Source organism: Serratia plymuthica, from assembly GCF_018336935.1.
Taxonomy (GTDB): domain Bacteria; phylum Pseudomonadota; class Gammaproteobacteria; order Enterobacterales; family Enterobacteriaceae; genus Serratia; species Serratia plymuthica_B.
On sequence record NZ_CP068771.1, the window covers coordinates 2,863,808 to 2,883,628 of the forward strand.

General features: G+C 55.6%; 15 protein-coding genes. 1 reads left to right on the forward strand and 14 read right to left on the reverse strand.

What is annotated here, in order from left to right:
• Positions 1 to 14 precede the first annotated feature (14 nt).
• The 14 genes from JK621_RS13310 to JK621_RS13375 all read right to left on the reverse strand — a co-directional run bounded on the left by JK621_RS13310 (position 15) and on the right by JK621_RS13375 (position 17,667).
• Entirely contained in the window at positions 15 to 917 is a 903-nt protein-coding gene (locus JK621_RS13310) for a glycosyltransferase family 2 protein (protein ID WP_212556403.1), read from the reverse strand.
• 101 nt (positions 918 to 1,018) lie between these two features.
• Complete coding sequence (locus JK621_RS13315) at positions 1,019 to 2,005, reverse strand: glycosyltransferase family 2 protein (RefSeq protein WP_212556404.1); 987 nt, start codon at positions 2,003 to 2,005, stop codon at positions 1,019 to 1,021.
• A 6-nt stretch (positions 2,006 to 2,011) separates the two neighbouring features.
• The gene (locus JK621_RS13320) at positions 2,012 to 3,898 is read right to left on the reverse strand and encodes a carbohydrate-binding protein CenC (protein WP_212556405.1); all 1,887 of its coding nucleotides are present in this window, start codon (positions 3,896 to 3,898) and stop codon (positions 2,012 to 2,014) included.
• Entirely contained in the window at positions 3,895 to 4,638 is a 744-nt protein-coding gene (locus tag JK621_RS13325) for a glycosyltransferase family 2 protein (protein ID WP_212556406.1), read from the reverse strand. Before JK621_RS13325 ends, JK621_RS13320 begins: the two co-directional genes overlap by 4 nt.
• 1 nt (position 4,639) lies before the next feature.
• Positions 4,640 to 5,698: a glycosyltransferase family 4 protein gene (locus JK621_RS13330; RefSeq protein ID WP_212556407.1), complete on the reverse strand. Its 1,059-nt coding sequence runs from the start codon at positions 5,696 to 5,698 to the stop codon at positions 4,640 to 4,642.
• A 1-nt stretch (position 5,699) separates the two neighbouring features.
• Positions 5,700 to 6,605 (reverse strand): glycosyltransferase family 2 protein, encoded by a 906-nt coding sequence (locus JK621_RS13335; RefSeq protein ID WP_212556408.1) that lies wholly within the window; start codon positions 6,603 to 6,605, stop codon positions 5,700 to 5,702.
• Between the two features lie 141 nt (positions 6,606 to 6,746).
• Complete coding sequence (locus JK621_RS13340; protein WP_212556409.1) at positions 6,747 to 7,595, reverse strand: ATP-grasp fold amidoligase family protein; 849 nt, start codon at positions 7,593 to 7,595, stop codon at positions 6,747 to 6,749.
• The gene (locus JK621_RS13345) at positions 7,585 to 8,874 is read right to left on the reverse strand and encodes a flippase (protein ID WP_212556410.1); all 1,290 of its coding nucleotides are present in this window, start codon (positions 8,872 to 8,874) and stop codon (positions 7,585 to 7,587) included. The genes JK621_RS13340 and JK621_RS13345 overlap by 11 nt, the downstream gene beginning before the upstream one ends.
• Before the next feature lie 6 nt (positions 8,875 to 8,880).
• Positions 8,881 to 11,058: a polysaccharide biosynthesis tyrosine autokinase gene (locus tag JK621_RS13350; RefSeq protein ID WP_212556411.1), complete on the reverse strand. Its 2,178-nt coding sequence runs from the start codon at positions 11,056 to 11,058 to the stop codon at positions 8,881 to 8,883.
• Positions 11,059 to 11,086: 28 nt separating this feature from the next.
• Positions 11,087 to 12,220 (reverse strand): polysaccharide export protein, encoded by a 1,134-nt coding sequence (locus tag JK621_RS13355; RefSeq protein WP_212556412.1) that lies wholly within the window; start codon positions 12,218 to 12,220, stop codon positions 11,087 to 11,089.
• Between the two features lie 45 nt (positions 12,221 to 12,265).
• Complete coding sequence (wecA, locus tag JK621_RS13360) at positions 12,266 to 13,315, reverse strand: UDP-N-acetylglucosamine--undecaprenyl-phosphate N-acetylglucosaminephosphotransferase (RefSeq protein ID WP_212556413.1); 1,050 nt, start codon at positions 13,313 to 13,315, stop codon at positions 12,266 to 12,268.
• Positions 13,316 to 13,481: 166 nt separating this feature from the next.
• Positions 13,482 to 14,438 (reverse strand): NAD-dependent epimerase/dehydratase family protein, encoded by a 957-nt coding sequence (locus JK621_RS13365; protein WP_212556414.1) that lies wholly within the window; start codon positions 14,436 to 14,438, stop codon positions 13,482 to 13,484.
• 183 nt (positions 14,439 to 14,621) lie between these two features.
• Complete coding sequence (locus JK621_RS13370; RefSeq protein WP_212556415.1) at positions 14,622 to 15,521, reverse strand: transcriptional regulator; 900 nt, start codon at positions 15,519 to 15,521, stop codon at positions 14,622 to 14,624.
• 751 nt (positions 15,522 to 16,272) lie between these two features.
• Positions 16,273 to 17,667, reverse strand: coding sequence for a NarK family nitrate/nitrite MFS transporter (locus tag JK621_RS13375; protein ID WP_212556416.1), 1,395 nt, complete (start codon positions 17,665 to 17,667; stop codon positions 16,273 to 16,275).
• A 363-nt stretch (positions 17,668 to 18,030) separates the two neighbouring features.
• Here JK621_RS13375 and narX point away from each other — a divergent pair, with 363 nt between their 5' ends.
• Complete coding sequence (narX, locus tag JK621_RS13380; protein ID WP_212556417.1) at positions 18,031 to 19,815, forward strand: nitrate/nitrite two-component system sensor histidine kinase NarX; 1,785 nt, start codon at positions 18,031 to 18,033, stop codon at positions 19,813 to 19,815.
• Positions 19,816 to 19,821 lie beyond the last annotated feature (6 nt).

The following is a 19,821-nucleotide window of genomic DNA, read 5'->3' on the forward strand; positions in this document are numbered from 1 at the left end:
TCACGCCGCGCCCTTCAGAAGGGAACGCCGCGGAAAAACACGTTGCGGATGATATTTTTCATGTAGACCCCGGCCATCAGGCCGCTGTTTACGTAGATAATGCCCTTCAGACCGTAGGCAACCCCCGCCAGCCGGCTCTTGCCGTCGGTAATGATTCGCGAATCGATACAGGTATGGCGCAGACGCATAATCTTGCGCGCCCGGGGCGATATCTGCGGCATCAGCCGCCGCTCGAACTGCATTTTGTTGCGATACCCGATAATGCCTTTCGGGCTGGAGGTGATACGTTCGCCGTCATGATCATTGTGTACCGCCAGACGCTCATGCAAGGTGCCGATGCGCGCCCCGGCCGCCAGCAGCCGATACAGGAAAATATGGTCCTGGTAGCGCGGGGTGTTGAAGAAGCCGCGCACCGCAATCGCCGTGCTGCGCCGCATCATGATCATCGGCGTATAGGCTACGCCGGCCAACATAAAGTCCTCCAGGCCGTCGCAACGGGCTCGGTAATAATGCCCGGCATTAATCTGCCCGTTCTTCAGAATATCCATATCGCACAGGCTGACGTCATAATCGCCCTGGCGCATAAACGCCAGTTGGTGGGCAATCTTCTGCGGATGGTAGTAATCGTCGTCATCCAGGAAAGTGATGTACTCTCCCGTTGAGCGCAGGATGCCACTGTTGCGCGCCAGCGCGCCGCCGCCGTTATGCCGGCGCGGGTAATAGATAACCTGCCCCTTATCAATATAACCGGCCAGGCGCTCACGGGTCGCCAGGCGGTGCGCATCGCCTTCCGGGTTGTCATCCACCACGATGATCTCCAGTGCGCGGTGAGTTTGCGCCAGTACGCTGTCAATGGCGCGCGCCAGCAGCTCGCTGCGGCCATAGGTGGGTATGATAACGCTGACTTTGATGTCCATTGTCTTGTTCTACCTATAGGGGGGAATGCATTCGCCCCGTTTAACATGGGCACCGCATGCGGCGCCCCTACGCGATCCGGGAATGGGTGAAGACAGCGCCGCTATCCGCGCAGACTATAGAGCCGGGCCATCAGGTAATAAGCCAATGGGCTGCGATAGAACAACCGGTTCTTGCTGCTCAACAATTTGCGCTCTTCTGCGCGCAAACCGGAGTAACGGCGTTTCAGTTCGCCGGTTTCCCGCAGCGCGTCGCGCAGCCCGAAAAAATCCAGCCCCACCAGCAAACGCGCCTTCAGCGTGGTGACATAAAGAATCGAATACAGCCCATTCCCCACCCCCTGGCGCCGTCCGCTGTCGGCACCGTCGATCGCGTAATCCAGGTCATCCAGATCGCGCCGCTTTGGCGCGCGCGTAATGCCGTTCGGGTTGCTGCGGTATCCCACCAACGGCGTGTCACACATCACGATGCGCTCCGCCTTCAGGTACAACTGCGGGATTAACTGAATATCCTCGAAATTGCGGCCCTGCGGAAAACGCATCTCGTCGAATAACGTTTTGCGGTAAATACGCGCCCAGGCAAACCACAGGCTGCGATTAAAGCTGTCCGCCAGCAGCGCCATATGCGCGTCGCGATCCTGCGGGGCGGCATTGCCGGGCACGATGGCCAGAGTACAGTCCGGCTGGATTTTGCCGTTGTTCATCACGGAAAATCGCTGGGCATTGAATGCCACTATGTCTGCCCGCGGGTTATCCGCCAACAGACAGCCCAGAATGCTGAAATACCCCTCCAGCAACACGTCGTCGGAGTCCAGGAAACCAACATATTGCCCCTCGGCATGAGCAATGCCGCTGTTGCGCGCCTCACTCAGCCCCTGGTTAGGTTGCCGCAGGATGCTGACCTGCGGTTTCAACTGCGGGTACCGGCACAACACCTCTTCGGCAATGCCGATGGAGTCGTCCGGGCTGCCGTCGTCCACAATGATCACCTCCGCCCAATCAGGCAACTGTTGCAGCACCGAGCAAAGACACGCCTCAATGTAAGCCTCGACCTTATAGACCGGAATAATCAGGCTCAGGGTGGTTTTCATGTTGGGTTATCCTTTCTTTTCTGTTTGACGTTGCACTTCTACCGCCAGGCTGCCCATTGAAGACAGCTGCGCGTCGATCTGCGCCTTCCCTTGCGCCTGCCAGCCCGCAGGCAGATCGAAGCGCGCCGACATCGGCCGGTAGTAAGGGTTGGCGATCAACACCAGGCCCCGCTCGCCATCGATAAACAGCCGTGCCGGGATGGCGGTATTGTTACCCTGCAGCAAGAGGCTTTCGCCGGACAGCAGGTAAGGGTTAAAACTGACAATCTGCTGCGCCACGCTGGCTACGCCCCGCCAAATGGTCTCGAACTCCTGTTGGCTGAAGCCGCCGCGTTGGCGCTTGTAGAACAAATCGGTATAGGAATAAAACAGGATGCCCTTTGCGCCGCCAATCAAGCCCAACCAGGCCTGATTGCGTATCTCCGCCTCGGTAGGCTGGCGCGCTTTACGTTTGGGCGCGTAAGCGGCGTGATCCATGATCTGCATCACCAGCCAGGCTCCCTTGACCTGGCGCGCCACCTGACTGGTGATACGGGTGTATTCCAGGGTGCGCGTCAGATCGGCATCTCTGCCGACCGGGTAAGGATCGCTGGCCAGCACGTCCGAACTGTTGAAATAGGCGTTGAGCGTGCCGGTTTTGTCCAACACCTGAAACGTCAGGTGATCCGGATCCAGCCGTTTCACCTGCAGGTGTTTTTCTTCAATCTGCGGCACATACTCCGGCCCCAGTTCATCGTTGATGTACCAGGCCAGCAGGTTAGGTTCATGTTTGAACTTTTCGACGTAGTTCGCCGTCAGTTGCGGGTAACCCAGTTTGGTTTCCGGGGCGAATCGGGTGCCGGGATACAGGTCTTTCAGCGAGAAAATCACCTGCAGGCCATACTGCTGCGTTTTGCGGAAATAACGGTTCGGATCGCCCACGGTGCCATAGTTGTAATTCAGCAAGGTGTTGAAACCGGCATCGCGGATGCGCGCCAGATGCTCGTCCGTCGCCATTTCGCCGTACATGTAAATGCCGAGCGGGAAGAAACGCTTACCCTGTTTCAGGGTATACCCCTGCGCATCCAGCGCCACTTTCGGTTGCGGGCGGCCGACGCTTATCGGCATCTCGCTGCGCTGGCTGCGTTGAGAGGCCACGTCCGTCACCTGCTGTTGCAGGCGATATTCGCCTGCGGCCAGGCCGGCAGGCAGCGAGAACTCCACCTGCTGTTTCCCTTCGATGCGGTAACGGCGGCTGTCGCTTTTCACGGCGGTACTTTTCCCGTCGACCAGCGTGCTGTCCACTTGCACCTGCTGCGGATCCACCACTTCGATCAGGCTCGATGCCGCGCCATTGCCGGCACGCATTTGGTAGAGCGCCGGGGCAACCGGCTGCCGGCAAACGTAAACGTCGTCAAACCAGGCGCTGCCGGTCGTACCGCGACGCAGATAAACCCCCAGCACCACCTTCACCGCCCGCGCCGGCACTCTGAAGTCGCCGGTGACCGGTTGCCAGCCGCTGGTGCCAAGCACCCCCTGCGGGTAGCTGCCCGTGAGAAAGCGCCCTTGCTCGTCGTAACTTTCCACAAATAGGCCGGCGCCCTGGTTGTCGCCCTTGCCCTTCAGGTTCTCGCCGCGCACCCAGGTGCCGAAAGCCAGCTGTTGGCCCGCTTTGACCGACAACGTCTGCAGCATGTTGTGATAGTTGGCCGGGTTGTGATTCTGGTAAAACAGGCTGGCCTGGCCGGTATGGCCGCCGGACACCACCTCAGCGGAAGCCAGCGACCAGCCCGCACCGCCCTGCTCAAAGCCGGGGTTAGCCAACAGGTTGTCGCCGCAGGGAGCCGCCAGGGCCTGCACGGCCAGCCCGGCGCCCGCCAACAGGCAGGCGAAGGAGAGCTTGCTGATGTTCATTGGCGTTTCATCACTGCGCTGTACAAATAGGAAAAGAACAGATAGCAGGACTTCTGATAGGACAGCCCCAGATGGCGGCGGTAGATCTGCCACTGCCAGTCCGCCGCCTTGATTTTGTTGCCGGACAGCGACTGGGCGGAAAGGCGGTAAAAGGCCAGCGGTTCCGGAATGCAGTACGCCAGATGGTTGCGCGCCTTTTCCAGCACCGACAGCCACATCACGTAATCCTCATGCCCCACCTTGCTCTGGTAGACCTTGCCCACCCGGCGCTGGTTGTACATGCCGGTCAGGTTACCGATCCAGTTGCTTTTCAGCATGTCCTTGTAGGCGATAATTTCGCCGGCGCCGCGGTAGTTCTTCACCCGCGCGGGATCATTTTCGAAGGTGTAATAGTGCGAACACACCACGTCGTAACGGTTTGTCTTCAGGATGCCGACCTGGCGCGCCAGCTTGTTTTCGCGCCAGACGTCGTCGCTGTCGCAGAAGGCGATATAGTCGCCGCGCGCCGCCTCAATGGCGATATTGCGGGTTTCGGCCACGCCCTGGTTGGTGTTGTTGCGAATATAGGTCAGGCGATCGTGAATGAAGGGTTTAACCACTTCAGCCGTGTTGTCCGTCGAAGCGTCGTCGATCACATACAGATGATAATCCTGATAAGTCTGGTTCAATACGCCCAGGATCGACTCTTTGATAAAATCGGCTGCGTTGTAAGCCGGCATGATTACTGACACCTTTTCCATCTTAACCTCCAGCCATAAGCTGTTGCCATTGGGGATATATACGTTCGGGAATGTACTGTTGCGCCCGCTCCAGCGAGTGCTGCGAGAAACGTTTACGCAGCTCGCCGTCCGCGATCAGCGCCTGGATGCGTTGGCTAAAGGCGTCGAGATCGCCTTCCGGCACCAGATAACCGTTGTCGCCATCTTCAATCAGTTCGGCGGGGCCGGTCTGGCAATCAAACGCCACCAGCGGCAGGCCAAAGCTCATCGCCTCAATCAGCACCATCGGCAAGCCTTCATAGCGGGACGTCATCAACAGCATCCCGGCCTGGCGATAATGGCTGGCGATATCCGGGGTCGCCGGCAACAACTTCACCCGTTCGCCAAGGCCGGCGACATCGATTTGCTGCTGCAACGCGGCGCGATCCGGGCCATCGCCGACGATATGCAACTGCCAGCCCGCCGTTTGCGGCGCCGCCCGCTGCCAGGCCGCGATCAAACGGTCAAAGCCTTTCTGGTAACACAGCCGCCCAACCGCCAACGCCACCGGCAGCGACGCCTGCTGCGGCGGTTGTATCGGGAAGGGTGAAACGTTCTCGATCACCCGGCATTTATGCTCGGGTACCCAGCGGCTGATGGTGGCCAGATCTTTCTTGGTCAACAGCACGGTGCGGTCGCCCAGCCGGTAGACCAACACCTTCAACCACTTCATCGGCCAGGCATACTGGTGGAAACTGACGTGTTCACTCAGCAACAGCCGGCTGTGCGGGCACAACAACCGCAGGTACGGCACCATGATCGACGAGAGTTTGCCCATCGAAACGGTGACTATCACGTCATAGCGGCCGCGCCGCAGAAACCGCGCCAGCCGCCAGGGCCACAGCAGCGTTCTTCCGGCCATAAAGCGCAACCTCACCCCGGGTTCAAGCGGGTAAAACGCCCTATCGCCGCTGATGGACACCAGATCCACCTGATGGCCCAGGCGCGTCGACAGTGCGTTGGCCAGACTGCTGGCCACCCGCTCGGTACCGCCCTTTTCGGCGATGTTCTCAATCACAATCGCTACTTTCCGTTGCTGCATGTCATCTCCGGAATCCCTCACGGGCTGTGCGCAACAGACGCCCCCCTAACGGAAACAGCCCCAGTTTGGCCAGGCAGTCGCCGTACAGTTTGATCGCCTTGAACTTGCTGCTCAGGGCGTGGTGCTCCGTGCGCGATGAGTAATAGGTGAACGCCTGCAGGTTCTCGCTGTAGAGCGAAGCCAGCAGGTGTTTGCAGGCAAACCCGCTGATATAACGGCCGCTGGCGTTCAGGTAAGCGTCAATAAACTGTTCACTGGCGTCGATATTCATCCGGCAGCGATCCGTCTGGGCATCGCCGCAACGGATGAACACCCCTCGCCCTTCGTCAAAAGCCACTCTGGCCCCCAGATTGGTGGCATTGACCAAAAATCCCCAGTCCTGATACTTGTAAAGAAACTCGGGAAACAAAAAACGCCGGTCATCTTTTTTACGCAGGCTGATGGCAGAAGTGCGGATATCGCCCATATCGAGAAATAAAAAGTCCGCACCTGTCGACCCTTCTTTGTAATCAAACCGGTAACTGCGGATATTCTTGTCATTCACCGTACTGTAATTGCCGAAAATAATGTCCAGCCGGGTATCCTGGTGTCGTTTCAGGCGGCGAATAATATAATTGGTGCTGAAGGAATCTTCCGGTTCCAGAAAGAAAACCACGTCCGCACGCGCCAAGAGAAAACCGGTATTGCAGGATGCTGCCGTATTGCTGCGCACTTTATTTTCATGTAAGCGCGCGCGACGATTGGCGGCCAACAGGCTGCGCATTTTCTCCAGCTCTTCGGGTTCTGACGCATCATCAACCACAATGATTTCATAATCGAACCCGGAACAGGCGCTCGTCATACGAACTAATGTAGCGGCCAGACTGGCTGAATTATTAAAAGCAGGCATGACAATTGATAAGTCCATTTACTACCTCAACAATATATTATCATCTGGCAAAACAGCGTTAATGCCAGCGGAATAGTTTGTTATCCCAGCATATCCCTGCCCGGTTATTCCCCCCCATCCTGCAGCGATTAAAATACGCGCAGCCTACCGGTCATTTAATTAATCCTGAAAATAACTGCCCCACTCCTGTTCAATGGTTTCTGGCGTCAGTTTTTGCAATCCCGCTCCCGGGGTAAACGTCAACTCGCCAAAATAGATACGCTCATTCACCTGATAAAAATCCACGCGCACATAAGAGAACTGCTCCGCCACCTGACGCGCCAGGCCCAGCATATCCGCCAACCGGCTCGGTTTATCCATCGGCACCTCGCTGTTTGGCACACCCATGCGGATCTCCGTGCAGTTCCAGTCGGCGTCAAAAAAATCTCGCCGATGATCGATAAAACGCTGGTAATCAATCTGGATGAAAAACCGAATATCTCCACCCTGGTTAAAGCAGTGGATTTTGATGTCATTCGGCGTTTTCCCCTCTTCCAGCAGCATTTTCTCGACCATGATGCACGGCGGAATATCCTTATAATGACGCTCTCGGTAAACCTGATAAAAACTCTGCCGCAGCCAGCTGTTGGTCAATACCCGTAGCTCATTGAAGCTGGTTTGGCTTTTGTCGAACACCAGTTTGTTATAACCGCTGCCGTGGTTTGCCTTAATCACGAAGGCATCGGGTAATGCCTGATACATTTCCTCGGTTAACTTATTGCCGTGCGCATAAAGCTCAATCAGGTATTCTCTCCCCCACAGCTTTTCAATATAATCGCGCACCCGATACTTGTCGGACAGTTGAGTATATATCGCCAGCGGATAGATCTTCCTGCGCATTAATTTTTCGCTATACCGCCTCGGCTGAGCCAGATGCGGTATTTTCCGAAAAAACAGGGCGTATTTTAACTGATGATATAGTGCATCGGGCATATTGCGGTAAAAACCCTTCACCAGATTATTTAACATAAATTTCTCGCACCTTCCCTATTAACTGAGGTAAACAACGGTAGCAGGTCACCTGCAGCCGCGTAATTTGTCCTCTTCTGAAGAAGCCGTTAAGTACAAAGAATGAAATAAACTCCGTTATCAGGGTTGAAACCGCAGCGCCCACCAGGCCATAACGCGGTATCAACACCAGATTCATCAGCACGTTGGCCAACGCGGCCAGCGGCATTTTTATCGCTATGAATCGATAGCCGCCAAACAGCACTATCGCCCGATAGGACACGGTGCCCATCACCGAGAACAACGACGTTACCGAACACAGCGCCAAAATAGTGGCGGTTTCGCGGTAGCTGTCGCCAAACATCAGCGCCACGATCGGGCCGGGGAACATCGACAGCAGCAAAATCACCGGCATAGACAGCAACAACACCACCAAATACAGCAGCCGGATGCGCCCTTCCTGTTCGCCTTGCGTTCGGGCATTCGCCACGCTCGGCATCATCGAGGTGATCAGCGCAATCGGCACAAATATCCATCCCTGGCTCAGGGTAATCGCCGCGCTGTACAACCCGACGCTGTGCTCGCCCAGAACGTTGCCGAGCATGATCTGATCGATACGCGTGTAGATGACGATCGACAGCCCGGAGACCGCCAGCGGCAGGCCTACCTTTAACAGATAGCGGCCGTAGCGCCGTTTGTGACGCCCAGCGATCGTCCGCATTCCCCCCTGCTCGCGGCGAAAAAGCACCCAGCGCACCGCGTACGGGATCAGGCTGCTAAAAACGTACGGCACGGCAAACCACTCCAGCGGCAGTTTGGCATGCACTAACCCCAGCCGCAGCACGATGGACAACAGCAGCGCCAGGTTGTTGATCAGCGTGTTCAGCTTCGATTTCAACAGGGCGTCGTAATAAATCTTGTAGACATCCTGAATGGAAAAATACGCGCTGATGAGCATCAACAGCATCATGATCTGGCTGGTGCGATCCTGCGTCAGCACTGCCCAGGCCATCAGCGGCACGGCGATCAGCGCAAAAAGCTGGCGCCGCAGGCGCATGGAGGCGACCATCAGTCGGATGCCGCTGCGCCGCCGCCTGGCGACGCGGTTAAACAACACCGCATCCGCCCCCAGTTGCACCAGCGGTACGGCAATGGCGATCACCGACAGCAGATAGTTAATCAACCCGTATTGTGCCGGCCCCAGATAACGCGCCACGTACACCGAAACGAAAATCCCCGAAAGGCTTAGCGATATCCGTTCCAACATCAGCCACAGGGAGTTCATCAGCATCGCTTTCATGCGCGACTACACCTTTTCCTGGTGGCTAGGATAAGCAAAGGCGTAATAGCCGGCGTCGGTGGCGGTTTTTTTCACCATGCCATTCAGGATCACCCCTTTAATGGCCACGCCGTTCTGTTCGAAACGGCGAATGCTGGTTTCGATCTGCCTGAGGGTATCGACCTCAAAACGCACCACCATCAGCGCGGTACCGACATGGTGTCCCACGATGGCGGCATCGGTCACCGCCAGCACCGGCGGCGTATCGATCAGCACCAAATCGTAGTGCTGCCCCGCCCACTGCAGGAAATCGGCAAAACGCTGGTGCATCAGCAGTTCAGACGGATTCGGCGGCACCTGGCCACGCGGCACAAAATCCAGATTGGCGATAGCGGTTTTCTTCACCGACTGGTCTGGTGCAATCAGCCCGGACAACATGTCTGACAAACCGCCCTGGGCGCTGTTGTTGAACCAGCGATGCAGGAATCCTTTGCGCATGTCCGCGTCGATCAGCAGCACCCGCTGGCCCGCCTCGGCGATCACCACCGCCAGATTGGTGCTGGTAAAGCTTTTACCGCTGGCCGGGCTGGCGCCGGAGACCATCAGGATGTTGTTTTTGGCCTCCATCATGGCGAAATGCAAACTGGTGCGCAGGCTGCGGATCGCCTCGACGGACAAATCACCCGGCTCTTCCTTGGCCAGGATCGGCAGCTTGTCACCGCCGTTTTTGACCAGTAGCTGCTGTTGAGTGCGGTTACGCTTTTGCTGCCAGGGCGACAGCGGCACAGTGGCATACACATTGATACCGCGCTTTTCCAACGCCTCGGTGTCACTGACGCCGTGTTGAAGCGCCGCGCGCAATACCACGACCGACGCCGACAGCACGCCCCCCAGCAACAGAGCGAAGAACACGATCATCGCTTTCTGCGGTTTTACCGGCCGCAGGCCGCTTTCCGCCTCATCGATAATGCGGATATTGCCCACGGTGCCCGCTTTGCTGATGCTCAATTCCTGCTGCTTGTTCATCAGTTGCATGTATACCTGCTGATCCACCTGCACATCACGGGTCAGGCGCAGAATTTCCTGCTGCGTTTTCGGCAGCGTTTGCACCTGCTTGCCGAGCCGCGCCTTTTCCGCCTCCAGCGTGGCGCGCTTTTCCAGCAGCGCGCGATAGGCCGGATGCTCGCGGGTATAGAGCTTGGATATTTCCGCTTCTTTGAAGGTCAGCTCATTCAGCTGAGCCTCCAATTGAACCTGAGTATCCAGCACCGATTTGGCTTCCAGCGTCAGGTCCACCGAGTCGTTCTGCTGACGGAACTGGTTGAGCTGATTCTCGGCGTTGTTGAGCGACGTCTGGGTGCGCGGCAGCTGTTCGTGCAGGAAAGCCAGCATGCGTTGCGCTTCCTCGGTTTTGCGATCCACATTCTGTTGCAGGTAGTTATCCGTGATGCTCTTGAGCACCGCTTCGGCGCGCTGCGGATCCTCGCCGGCCAGGTTGAACGTCATAATGCCGCTTTCCTTGCCGCCAGGGGCAACGTCAAGCAGGTTGCGAAGATCGTCCACCGCCTGCTGGCGCGGCACGTTGACCACGCTAAACTCGGTGCCCGGCAATGCCTCCAGCGCAGTGACGTTCATCGCCCATGCGCCTTGCTTCAGCGGTTGTCCGACGGTGCCGCTGAACAAGTTCTTCCCTTCATGGCTCAGACTATAACGTTGCTTATCCTGCACGGTCAGAGTCAGTTCCTGGCCCTGCATCGCCGTCGGCACCGTCATCCCCGAGATGAGCAGTATCGGTGGCGGTTCGCCGCTCAGGCGGGCCAGCCCCTTGCCGAACAGCGGAAAGTAATCCGGGCTGGTGCGTACCGTCAAACCGAGATCGTCCACGGTTTTGCCAATCACGTAACGTGATTTCGCCAGCGAAACCTCATCCTGCGTCGCCGAATTCTGCCCGGCCGACCCGAGCGAGTTGTCCAGCGTCTCGCGCAGCAGCGAATCACCCGAAAGCTGCTTTTCCACCTGAACCAGTGCGGTCGCCTGATAGATCGGCGTCGCCATCAGGGCATAGGCGCAACCCAGAGCGCCGGCGACGCCGGTCACCAGCAAAATGCGCCAGCGGTTATCCCACAGCGGGCCAATCAGCCGCTCCCATTCCAGTTTTTCGTCCTGCTCGGCCATCACGATCGGCATTGCGTTGTTCTTCATCATCGGTGTTCCTTAAGTCAGCGTTGCGGGGTTACCAGTTACGTACCCGCAACGTGGCCTCACTGAGGTCGTTAAAGCTGGAAATCGTCGGCACCAACTGGCTTATCAAACGGTTCCAGCGCGCAATAGGCGCTGCGGTGACGTACACCACGTCGTAAGGTTCCAGTTGGAATTCCGTGCCCATCGCCAGTGCGGCGGCATCAGACAGGTCGAACTGGTACAGCGACGCCAGCCGCTGCGGCTGTTTGCCGCCGTTCGGGCGGATCACGAACACGCCGGTCGCGTCGGCCACCGTCTGGCTGATGCCTTCGGAGCTCCCCAAAGCCTCCGTCAGGGTCATGCCGCTGCGGTCCATTTTCAGCGTCGCCTGTTTGCCGACCTCGCCCATCACAAACACTTTCAGCTCGTCATTGCGCGGCACATACAGAATGTCGCCCGGCTGCAGCAGTTGGTTCTGGCCGGTATCGCCGCGCTGCATCAGCGCCTGCAGGGAAATCGGCTGTTCCTTGCCCTGATGGGTCAGCACCACGTTGCGCCAGTCGGCGTTATCCGTCAGCCCGCCGGCGGCGTTGATCGCATCAAGAATGGTCAGAGGAACGTTGGTCACCGCCTGTTGCCCCGACGTTTTTACTTCGCCGGTCACATACACTTTCTGCGAGCGGAAAGCGGCAATGCTGACGTCAACCTGCGGGCTTTCCACATACTGCGCCAGCCGATTGGCTATCTGATTGCGCACTTCACCGACGGTTTTCCCTACGACCTGCACCCGGCCGATATAGGGGTAGAAAATCGCCCCGTCGGCATGTACCCAGTTGCCGGTATCGCTGGCGCTGCGGTATTGCCCGGCAGGCGTTGTCAGTTCCGGATGATCCCAAACGGTGACGTTCAGCACATCGCCGACGCCGATGCGATATTGGTAGCTCTGCAGGCGCTGATCCAGCGCCGGGTTTGGCCGCGCTACCGGCTCCACGCGGCGCATTTTTTCCAGCAGCATCGGCGTTACGCGATACACCTGGACCTGCTTATCCAAATCGAAGTCTTCATCCTGCTGGGTGACTTTGGCTTTCCCATGAGTAGGCAGGTGCGAACCTGGAAACGTCGTACAACCGCTAAGCAGCGCGGTGGACAGCACCAGCGGCATCAAATGAGGTAAGTGAAGGTTCATGACAGTACCGTGAAAAACGGGCCGCCGTTGCGGCCCGTGGGAGGATTAACGATCGGCGGTAGGGTTATCGGTAAAAATAGGTGCCTGGCGCGGTTCATGCAGCATGGCAAAGTAACCGAAGAAGCAGAGAACAAAAGCCACCAGCATCCGTTGGTCCGGCAACTGCAGGACTTCGCTGCAGATCCCGACGCAGGCCAGCGTCACGGCCAGCATGCAGCTCATACCCAGCGCCTGGCGCGCGTTGAGGCCACGCCGCATCAGGATGTGATGCAAATGATCGCGACCGGCCTTGAACGGGCTCTGGCGGCGCAGCAATCGGCGCACCATGACCGTCACCATGTCCATCAGCGGGATTGCGATCAACCACAACGCAGTCACCGGTCGCATGACGGCGTCCGGGCCCTGGGTGGCGACAATCAGCAGCCACAGCACGCTGAAACCGATCACCATGCTGCCGGCATCGCCCATGAAAATCTTGTTGCGCGAGCCGAACATGCTGAGGTTGAACAACAGATAGGCCGCCAATGCCGCAATCAGACTCAGGCACCACAGCGCTTGCGCACCCTGCCCCGCCAGGCCGAACATAATGGCCAGGGCCATAAAGGTGACGCAGGACAACGCGCCAAGCTGACCGTCGATACCGTCCACCATGTTATAGGCGTTGATTGCCCCCCAGACCGCCAGCGGCGTGATCAGTAAGGCGATGTAACCCAGCAGCAGCTCTTGATGGCCCCACAGATTGCCGAAAGAAGTAAGTTGCATCCCTGCCGCCAGCATCATCGCCAGCGCGATCCCTCCCTGCACAATGACGCGCGGCGCCACAGGCAGATCAAAACGGTCGTCAAGCACGCCCAACACCACCAACGCCGTCACGCACAGCAGATAGATATCGCTGTGCGGCAACCATTCCGGTTGCCAAAACGTCACCAGCATAATGGTGAGGTAAATGGCGATACCGCCAACCAGCGGTATATGACCCTGGTGACGCTTGCGGGCAGTGGGTTTATCCACTAATCCCACCGCCAGCGCAGCACGGCGGGCAATAACCACCAGCGTCAACGCCAAAATAAATATTATGCCAAGTTGATATAACATTGTTCCTCCAGCGAATAAGCACGCTACCGCCCTTGAGTTACAGCTCCCAATGCGCTATTAACAAAAACAAAATTGACATTCCCAGGATATAGGTCAGCATCCGCTCATCCTGTCAGTACGGATTTATCCGAAAAATAAAAAACGTTAGCGTGCGAGAAATATATCTCTAGGAAAATTCATGTTTGATAGTTCTTTCGATTGCCAAATTAAGATCAATCGGCGCCTCGAAATCATTTTGTATATTGCTTTTAAATTGCGTTCTGGCGCAGAATTTTTGCACCCTAACCCGGCTAATTGGGAATTTACGGTGACTTATTTTACTCACCACATCCAATGCCGTCGCACCGCAGATTCCGAATATATAAGGAATGCGAATAGTCTTATTCTCTCTCCCCAGGGAAGACGAAATCACGTCGACCAGCTGGTTCATGGTGAAATCCGGTTTATCAACATAATTGCTGACCTGATAACTGGCCTGCTGGTCAAGTGCATGTTCCAGCCTCGCCGCAATATTCTCGACGTACGCCATGGATTTCATATTATTGCCGTTGCCAATCATCACGAAACGACCGCTGGCGATCTGACGGAACAGGTTATAAACATTGCCGCGGTTATTTTCGCCGAACACTACCGTCGGGCGGATAATGGTCAATTTATTATCGCCGTCGGCCTTGCGCCAGGCTTCGTAGACATACTCCGCTTCCAGTTTGGATTTACCGTAATGATTAAAGGGTTCAAAACGCCCTTCTTCGCCGGTTTCCTGGGTCACGAAGCCATAGACCGCCACGGATGAGGTAAAGACAATCTGCTTGATATTGAGCGAGGAAGCGGCCATGCAGACATTACGGGCGCCATCTACATTAACCTGATAATACAGTGAGATCGGGTCAACATTGTCCTGATGCTCTGCCGCAAGATTAATCACGGCATCACATCCCGCCAGTGGCTGCAGCAAAGTCTGCGGCTGGGTTACATCGCCGAACTGATAGAGCTCCGGGAAATGTTCGCTCTGTTTCTTGTCTACGATCGTCAACGTCAGATCGTTACGCGCACTCAGGCGCTTAACCAAACGCGTTCCAATAAAACCGGAACCCCCGATGATAGCTACTTTACGCTTATCCATAATTTGTCACTCAGCCAAGTTTTCCATTAATTCTCGCCGCAGAGTTGAGGCGAGACGCTTAATACGCGTTAAATCATGGAAACCAGACTGGACAAATCAGCCCACGCTTTCAAATAACAAATAATGAAATAACAATATTTGCCGAATGTAAAATTATGGGGAAAGATGAAATGTCATCGCAGGCTAATTTTTGATATCGTAAGCGACCTGATATTGCATGGTTTTATCAGGCAGGATGAGATTAATCTTACCTTTACCCATGACCTCTGAAATGCCGTATTTCACCGGATGTTTCAACTGCCCCTGCTTGGGATCGACGCACTCGATGGTCGCCTGATCCAGACTTTCCCCCTGATACAGGCAAAGCAGCGTTTGCGGATTGTTAGTCCGGGGGTCGGTCAGCGTCAGGGTAAGCACAACGCGGGTATTGTTTTGTATATCATTGATAATCGGCGGACGAGTTTGGTTCCCCAGCACATAGGAAAAATGTGAAATAATCAATAGCGACACAAACACCGACAGGTACTTCACCACTCTGACGGCGGGAACGGAGAAAAAACCCGCTAATACAGGCGTTTTATTTTTTATTGTTGTATTTTTCAGCGATGCTGGAGCCTTAGAAGGCGCGGAAGTCGTAATCTCTTCCGTCTGCGTATCTATTGTCTCCGCATTAATTTCATCATCTTTATTTACATTTTCAGAAATTTCCGCTTGAGATTCTTCGCTAATATCCCCGGGAACGTTCCATATTTCATCGGCGACATATTCATCTTCCTCCGATATAAAGTGAAACGCGGCCTTGTTTTCCACCTTATAGCCCAGGCGGGGAATCGTTCTGATAAGCGTATGTTCGACATCACCGATCTTTTGACGAATTGATTTAATTGTTTGATTTATCGTCGAATCTGAACAATAAGTTCCTTTCCATATATTCTCTATAATTTCCGTACGACTAACCAGTTCAGGGGATCTGGCGACCAGAAGTGAAAGTATCTGATACTCCTTCCAGCGCAGGCGAAACTTTTCCCTGGAGGGGGTCAGAACATCTAGATTCCTAATCTTTATTCTTTTATCAAGATTCACTTTTAATTTCCTTAACGTGCCTGTCCTGCACACTTTGTATAGAAATATGAAAAAATGTTCAAGAAATTAAATGTAAACTCAACAGGTTGCATTCAGTAGATGTTTATTTTTATAAAAATTTGCTGATTTCATTTTTTACATCATCTCGAATAGCGAAAATTCGATTCTCCGAATGTCACTTTATCCCTGTTGGTAACATGGTTTCTTTTCATGATTACCGGCAACAAAAAACAGCCAACAGGCTGATTTAAAACAAAAACTCAATATATGTTATCATTTTGTTGGTTAAGTGAAATTGTGAAATTTCATCTTCAGACGGGTGAGTATCATCTGCTTTTCTACCTAATCCGATTGCCAGATAGCCTACAAAAAGCCAGCAAAAACAGAATGAGAGTTATCTGATTTAATCGTTCGTTGACACACAGCATCAAATACAAAGACATATTTTAAATTTGACTCCACGTCAGCCAAATAATGAAGAGTTATGTCATTCATCATAACAGGCTATGTCGCCGGCATGCTTTATTTCTGTAAAAAATCCGACAATGAAATGCAAAATGCACCAAGAGTAATAACACGGGATATTGTTCATAAAAAAACATGAATTGAGAGATGCGCCTATAAACAAAGGAAAATTCAGCATGCGCAAATAAGAATATTGCCTAAAGACGGGAAATTTCACTGCGGAAAAAAGGACGACATGGTGAGGGAAAGAAACAGTCCCTCCCCTGACGGGGAGGAACAGACAGCATCAGGCCATTTTTTTACGACCGTACACGGCCCAGGTGATCGCCACGCATAACAGGTAGAACACCAGGAAAATTTTCATCGCGCCCGCCGGTGAACCGGTCAGCGCCAGGGAAGTGCCGAAGGCTTTCGGAATAAAGAAACCGCCAATGGCGCCAATCGCCGAGATGAAGCCCAGCGCCGCTGCGGAATCGGTGACAGCTTCACGCTGTGCGCTTTCGTCGCTGCCGCCACGCGCCTTAACGCGATCAACGGTAATTTTACGGAAGATCACGGCGATCATCTGGAAGGTCGAACCGCTACCTAAACCGGCCGTAAGGAACAACAACATAAAGATGCCGTAAAAGGCAATAAATGAGCCCGTATGCCCCGCCCCCGGCAAGGCCAGGAACAACAGCGCGGCAAACAGCGCCATCAACACAAAGTTAATCAGCGTGACGCGAATACCGCCAAACCGATCGGAAAGCGCACCGCCTACCGGCCGCGCCAGGGCGCCGAGGAATGGGCCGAAGAAGGCATAATGCAGGATCACCACGTCCGGAAACTGCGTCTTTGACAGCATGGCGAACCCGGCGGAAAAACCGATGAAAGAGCCGAAAGTGGCAAGATACAGCAGGCTCAGTACCCACAGATGGCCGCGTTTGAGCACCGGCAGTTGTTGGCTGAGCGAGGCCTTCGACGCTGCCAGGTCGTTCATGCCGAACCAGGCCGCCAACGTGGCGAGCAGCAGGAAAGGCACCCAGATCCACGCGGCGTTCTCCAGCCACAGTTGGCTGCCGTCCGGCTGCGGCTGGCCGGTACCGCCAAATGCGCCGAACATGGCGATGGAGATCGCCAGCGGAGCCACCAATTGCATCACGCTGACGCCCAGATTGCCCAGCCCGCCATTCAAGCCTAACGCACCGCCCTGCCTGGCCTTCGGAAAGAAGAAGCTGATGTTGGCCATGCTGGAGGCAAAGTTGGCGCCGCCGAAACCGCACAGCAGAGAGATAATGACAAAAACGCCGTAGGTAGTGGAGGTATCCTGAACCGCCATCCCCAACCACAGGCTGGGCACCAGCAGGAAACAGGTGCTGATTGCCGTCCAGCGACGGCCGCCGAACATCGGGATAACGAACGAATATGGCACGCGTAGAATGGCGCCCGAAACGGAAGGCAGCGCGGTGAGCAAAAAAAGCTGGTCGGTGGTGAAATTGAAACCGACCTTGTTCAGATTGACCGCCACCGCGCTGAATAACATCCAGACGCAGAAAGCCAATAACAGACAAGGAATGGAAATCCACAGATTGCGGCTGGCGATCGCCTGGCCGCGCTGTTGCCAGAACGCGGCGTTCTCAGGTTGCCAGTTCTGAATAACCGCACCTGTTTTTTTTGACGATGACGTTGCAGATTGCGACATAAAAACCTCAGAGACAGGGTGATGACTTCGCACACCCTAGGTGGCCCTCTCCCGAGCAAAGTTGATGTAAATCAAGCCGGGTGCAGGTAGTCATACGCTGGAAAAGTGCCGCCATCCCTTTATGAGTAAACTGCCATACCAGAAAAAACGGCTACGAATTAATAAGTTGACATAAGCCTCCCGCCGTTGTCGCCGGCCCGCAGCCACGATCGGAAACTAATGGGTACTTAGTTAGAGGTATGGGGTTATGTGCAAGTATGATGAAAAATAACGCTGAATCGTTACCGCCTTCGCTGGCAGCGCCCGCTTCCGCCCTCGGGTTTCCAGCCATTGCCATACTCTACCGCCGGGGATCCAAGCAACATGAAACGCCTGTTGGCTCCACTTTCCATCGTTAACCAGGTCGCCGTACTGATGATACTGCTGGGCATCTTGGGCATTGCCGGCATGGGCATTTCCGCCTGGATGTCGCAAAGCATTCAGGGCAACGCGCACGCCATCAACAAAGCCGGTTCGTTGCGTATGCAGAGTTATCGTCTGCTGTCGCAGGTTCCGTTGGATGCACGCAGCGAAGCGCTGGTGCGCGAACTGGATCAGGATCAAGACAACCCCGATCTTCGGCGCTCGGTGGAACAGGAAGCGCTGACGGAACAATTTCAGACGCTGCATGACTATTGGCAGCTCACCCTGCTGCCGCAACTGCGTCAGGCCCGGCAGCCGGCCGATGCTGCCCCCCAGGTTGCGCATTTCGTCACTCTGCTGGATAAGCTGGTTTCCGGCATAGACCGCCAGACCGAACGGCGGCTGTTGATGGTGACGCTGGTACAGGTGGGATTTATCGCTCTGACGCTGCTCTTGCTGGTCGGCACCATCTGTTACCTGCGCAACCGCCTGCTGCATCCGTGGCGGCAATTGGTGGCGATGGCGCTGTCGGCGGGCCGCGGCGATTTCAGCCGGCGCTTTGCCCAACGGGGCCATCAGGATGAAATGGCCTCGCTCGGCGGAGCGTTAAACCGGATGTCTGATGAGCTTTCCGCCATGTACAGCGGGCTGGAACAACGGGTGGCGGAAAAAACCGCCGACCTGCAACAAAAAAACCAGGTGCTGAGTTTTCTCTATCGAGCCAGCCGCCGGTTGCACGGCAATGAGCCGCTGTGCAGCCGCCTGACGCCGATACTCAATCAGTTGCAAACCCTGACGCCGCTGCGCGCCATTCAGGTACGCCTGTACGAAAACAACAGCCAGGAACAATTTGTGCAATTGAGCGGTAACCTGCCGCTACGGCCGGAATATTGCACCAACCCGGTCTGTAGCGCCTGCCTGAACGATGACGGCCAACAACACGCCCATCACCCTTCCCTGAGCTGGAGTTTAAGCGACAAACTGGGGGATTACGGGGTGATCGTCGCACAACATTCGCCGCAACGGCCGCTGAATGACGATCATCGCCAGTTGATCAACACGCTGGTTGAACAGCTGACCAGCGTGTTGGCGATTGAACGCCAGGTGGATCATCAGCAACAGCTAATGCTGATGGAAGAACGCGCAGCGATTGCGCGCGAGCTGCATGACTCCATTGCCCAGTCGCTGTCGTGCCTGAAAATGCAGACCGGTTGCCTGCAAATGCAGGGTGCGGAACTCTCGCCCGCCAACCTGGCGCTGGTGCAGCAGATGCGCGAAGAGCTGAACATCGCCTACCGCCAACTGCGCGAACTGCTGACCACCTTCCGCCTGCGGCTGACCGAACCGGGGCTGCTGGCGGCGCTGCAGTCGACGGTACAGGAGTTTAGCCAGCGGCTCGGTGTCGCCATTGATCTCGACTACCAATTGACGCCACGCACGGTGCCTTCTTATCAGGCCATTCACCTGTTGCAGATTGCCCGCGAAGCGTTAAGCAACATTCACAAACATGCCCAGGCCAGCCGGGTAAGCATTCAGGTGGTCAATCGGCGAGGTGAAGTGACCCTGAGCGTCTGCGATAACGGGCGCGGGCTGCCGGAAGAGACCGCTCGCCCCGACCACTATGGCCTGATAATTATGCGCGATCGCGCCAAAAGCCTGCACGGCCACTGCGAGATTTTACCCTGCAGCGGCGGCGGCACTGAAGTCCGGGTGGTATTCAAACCGGACAACCACGCCATTGATTAATGGGAG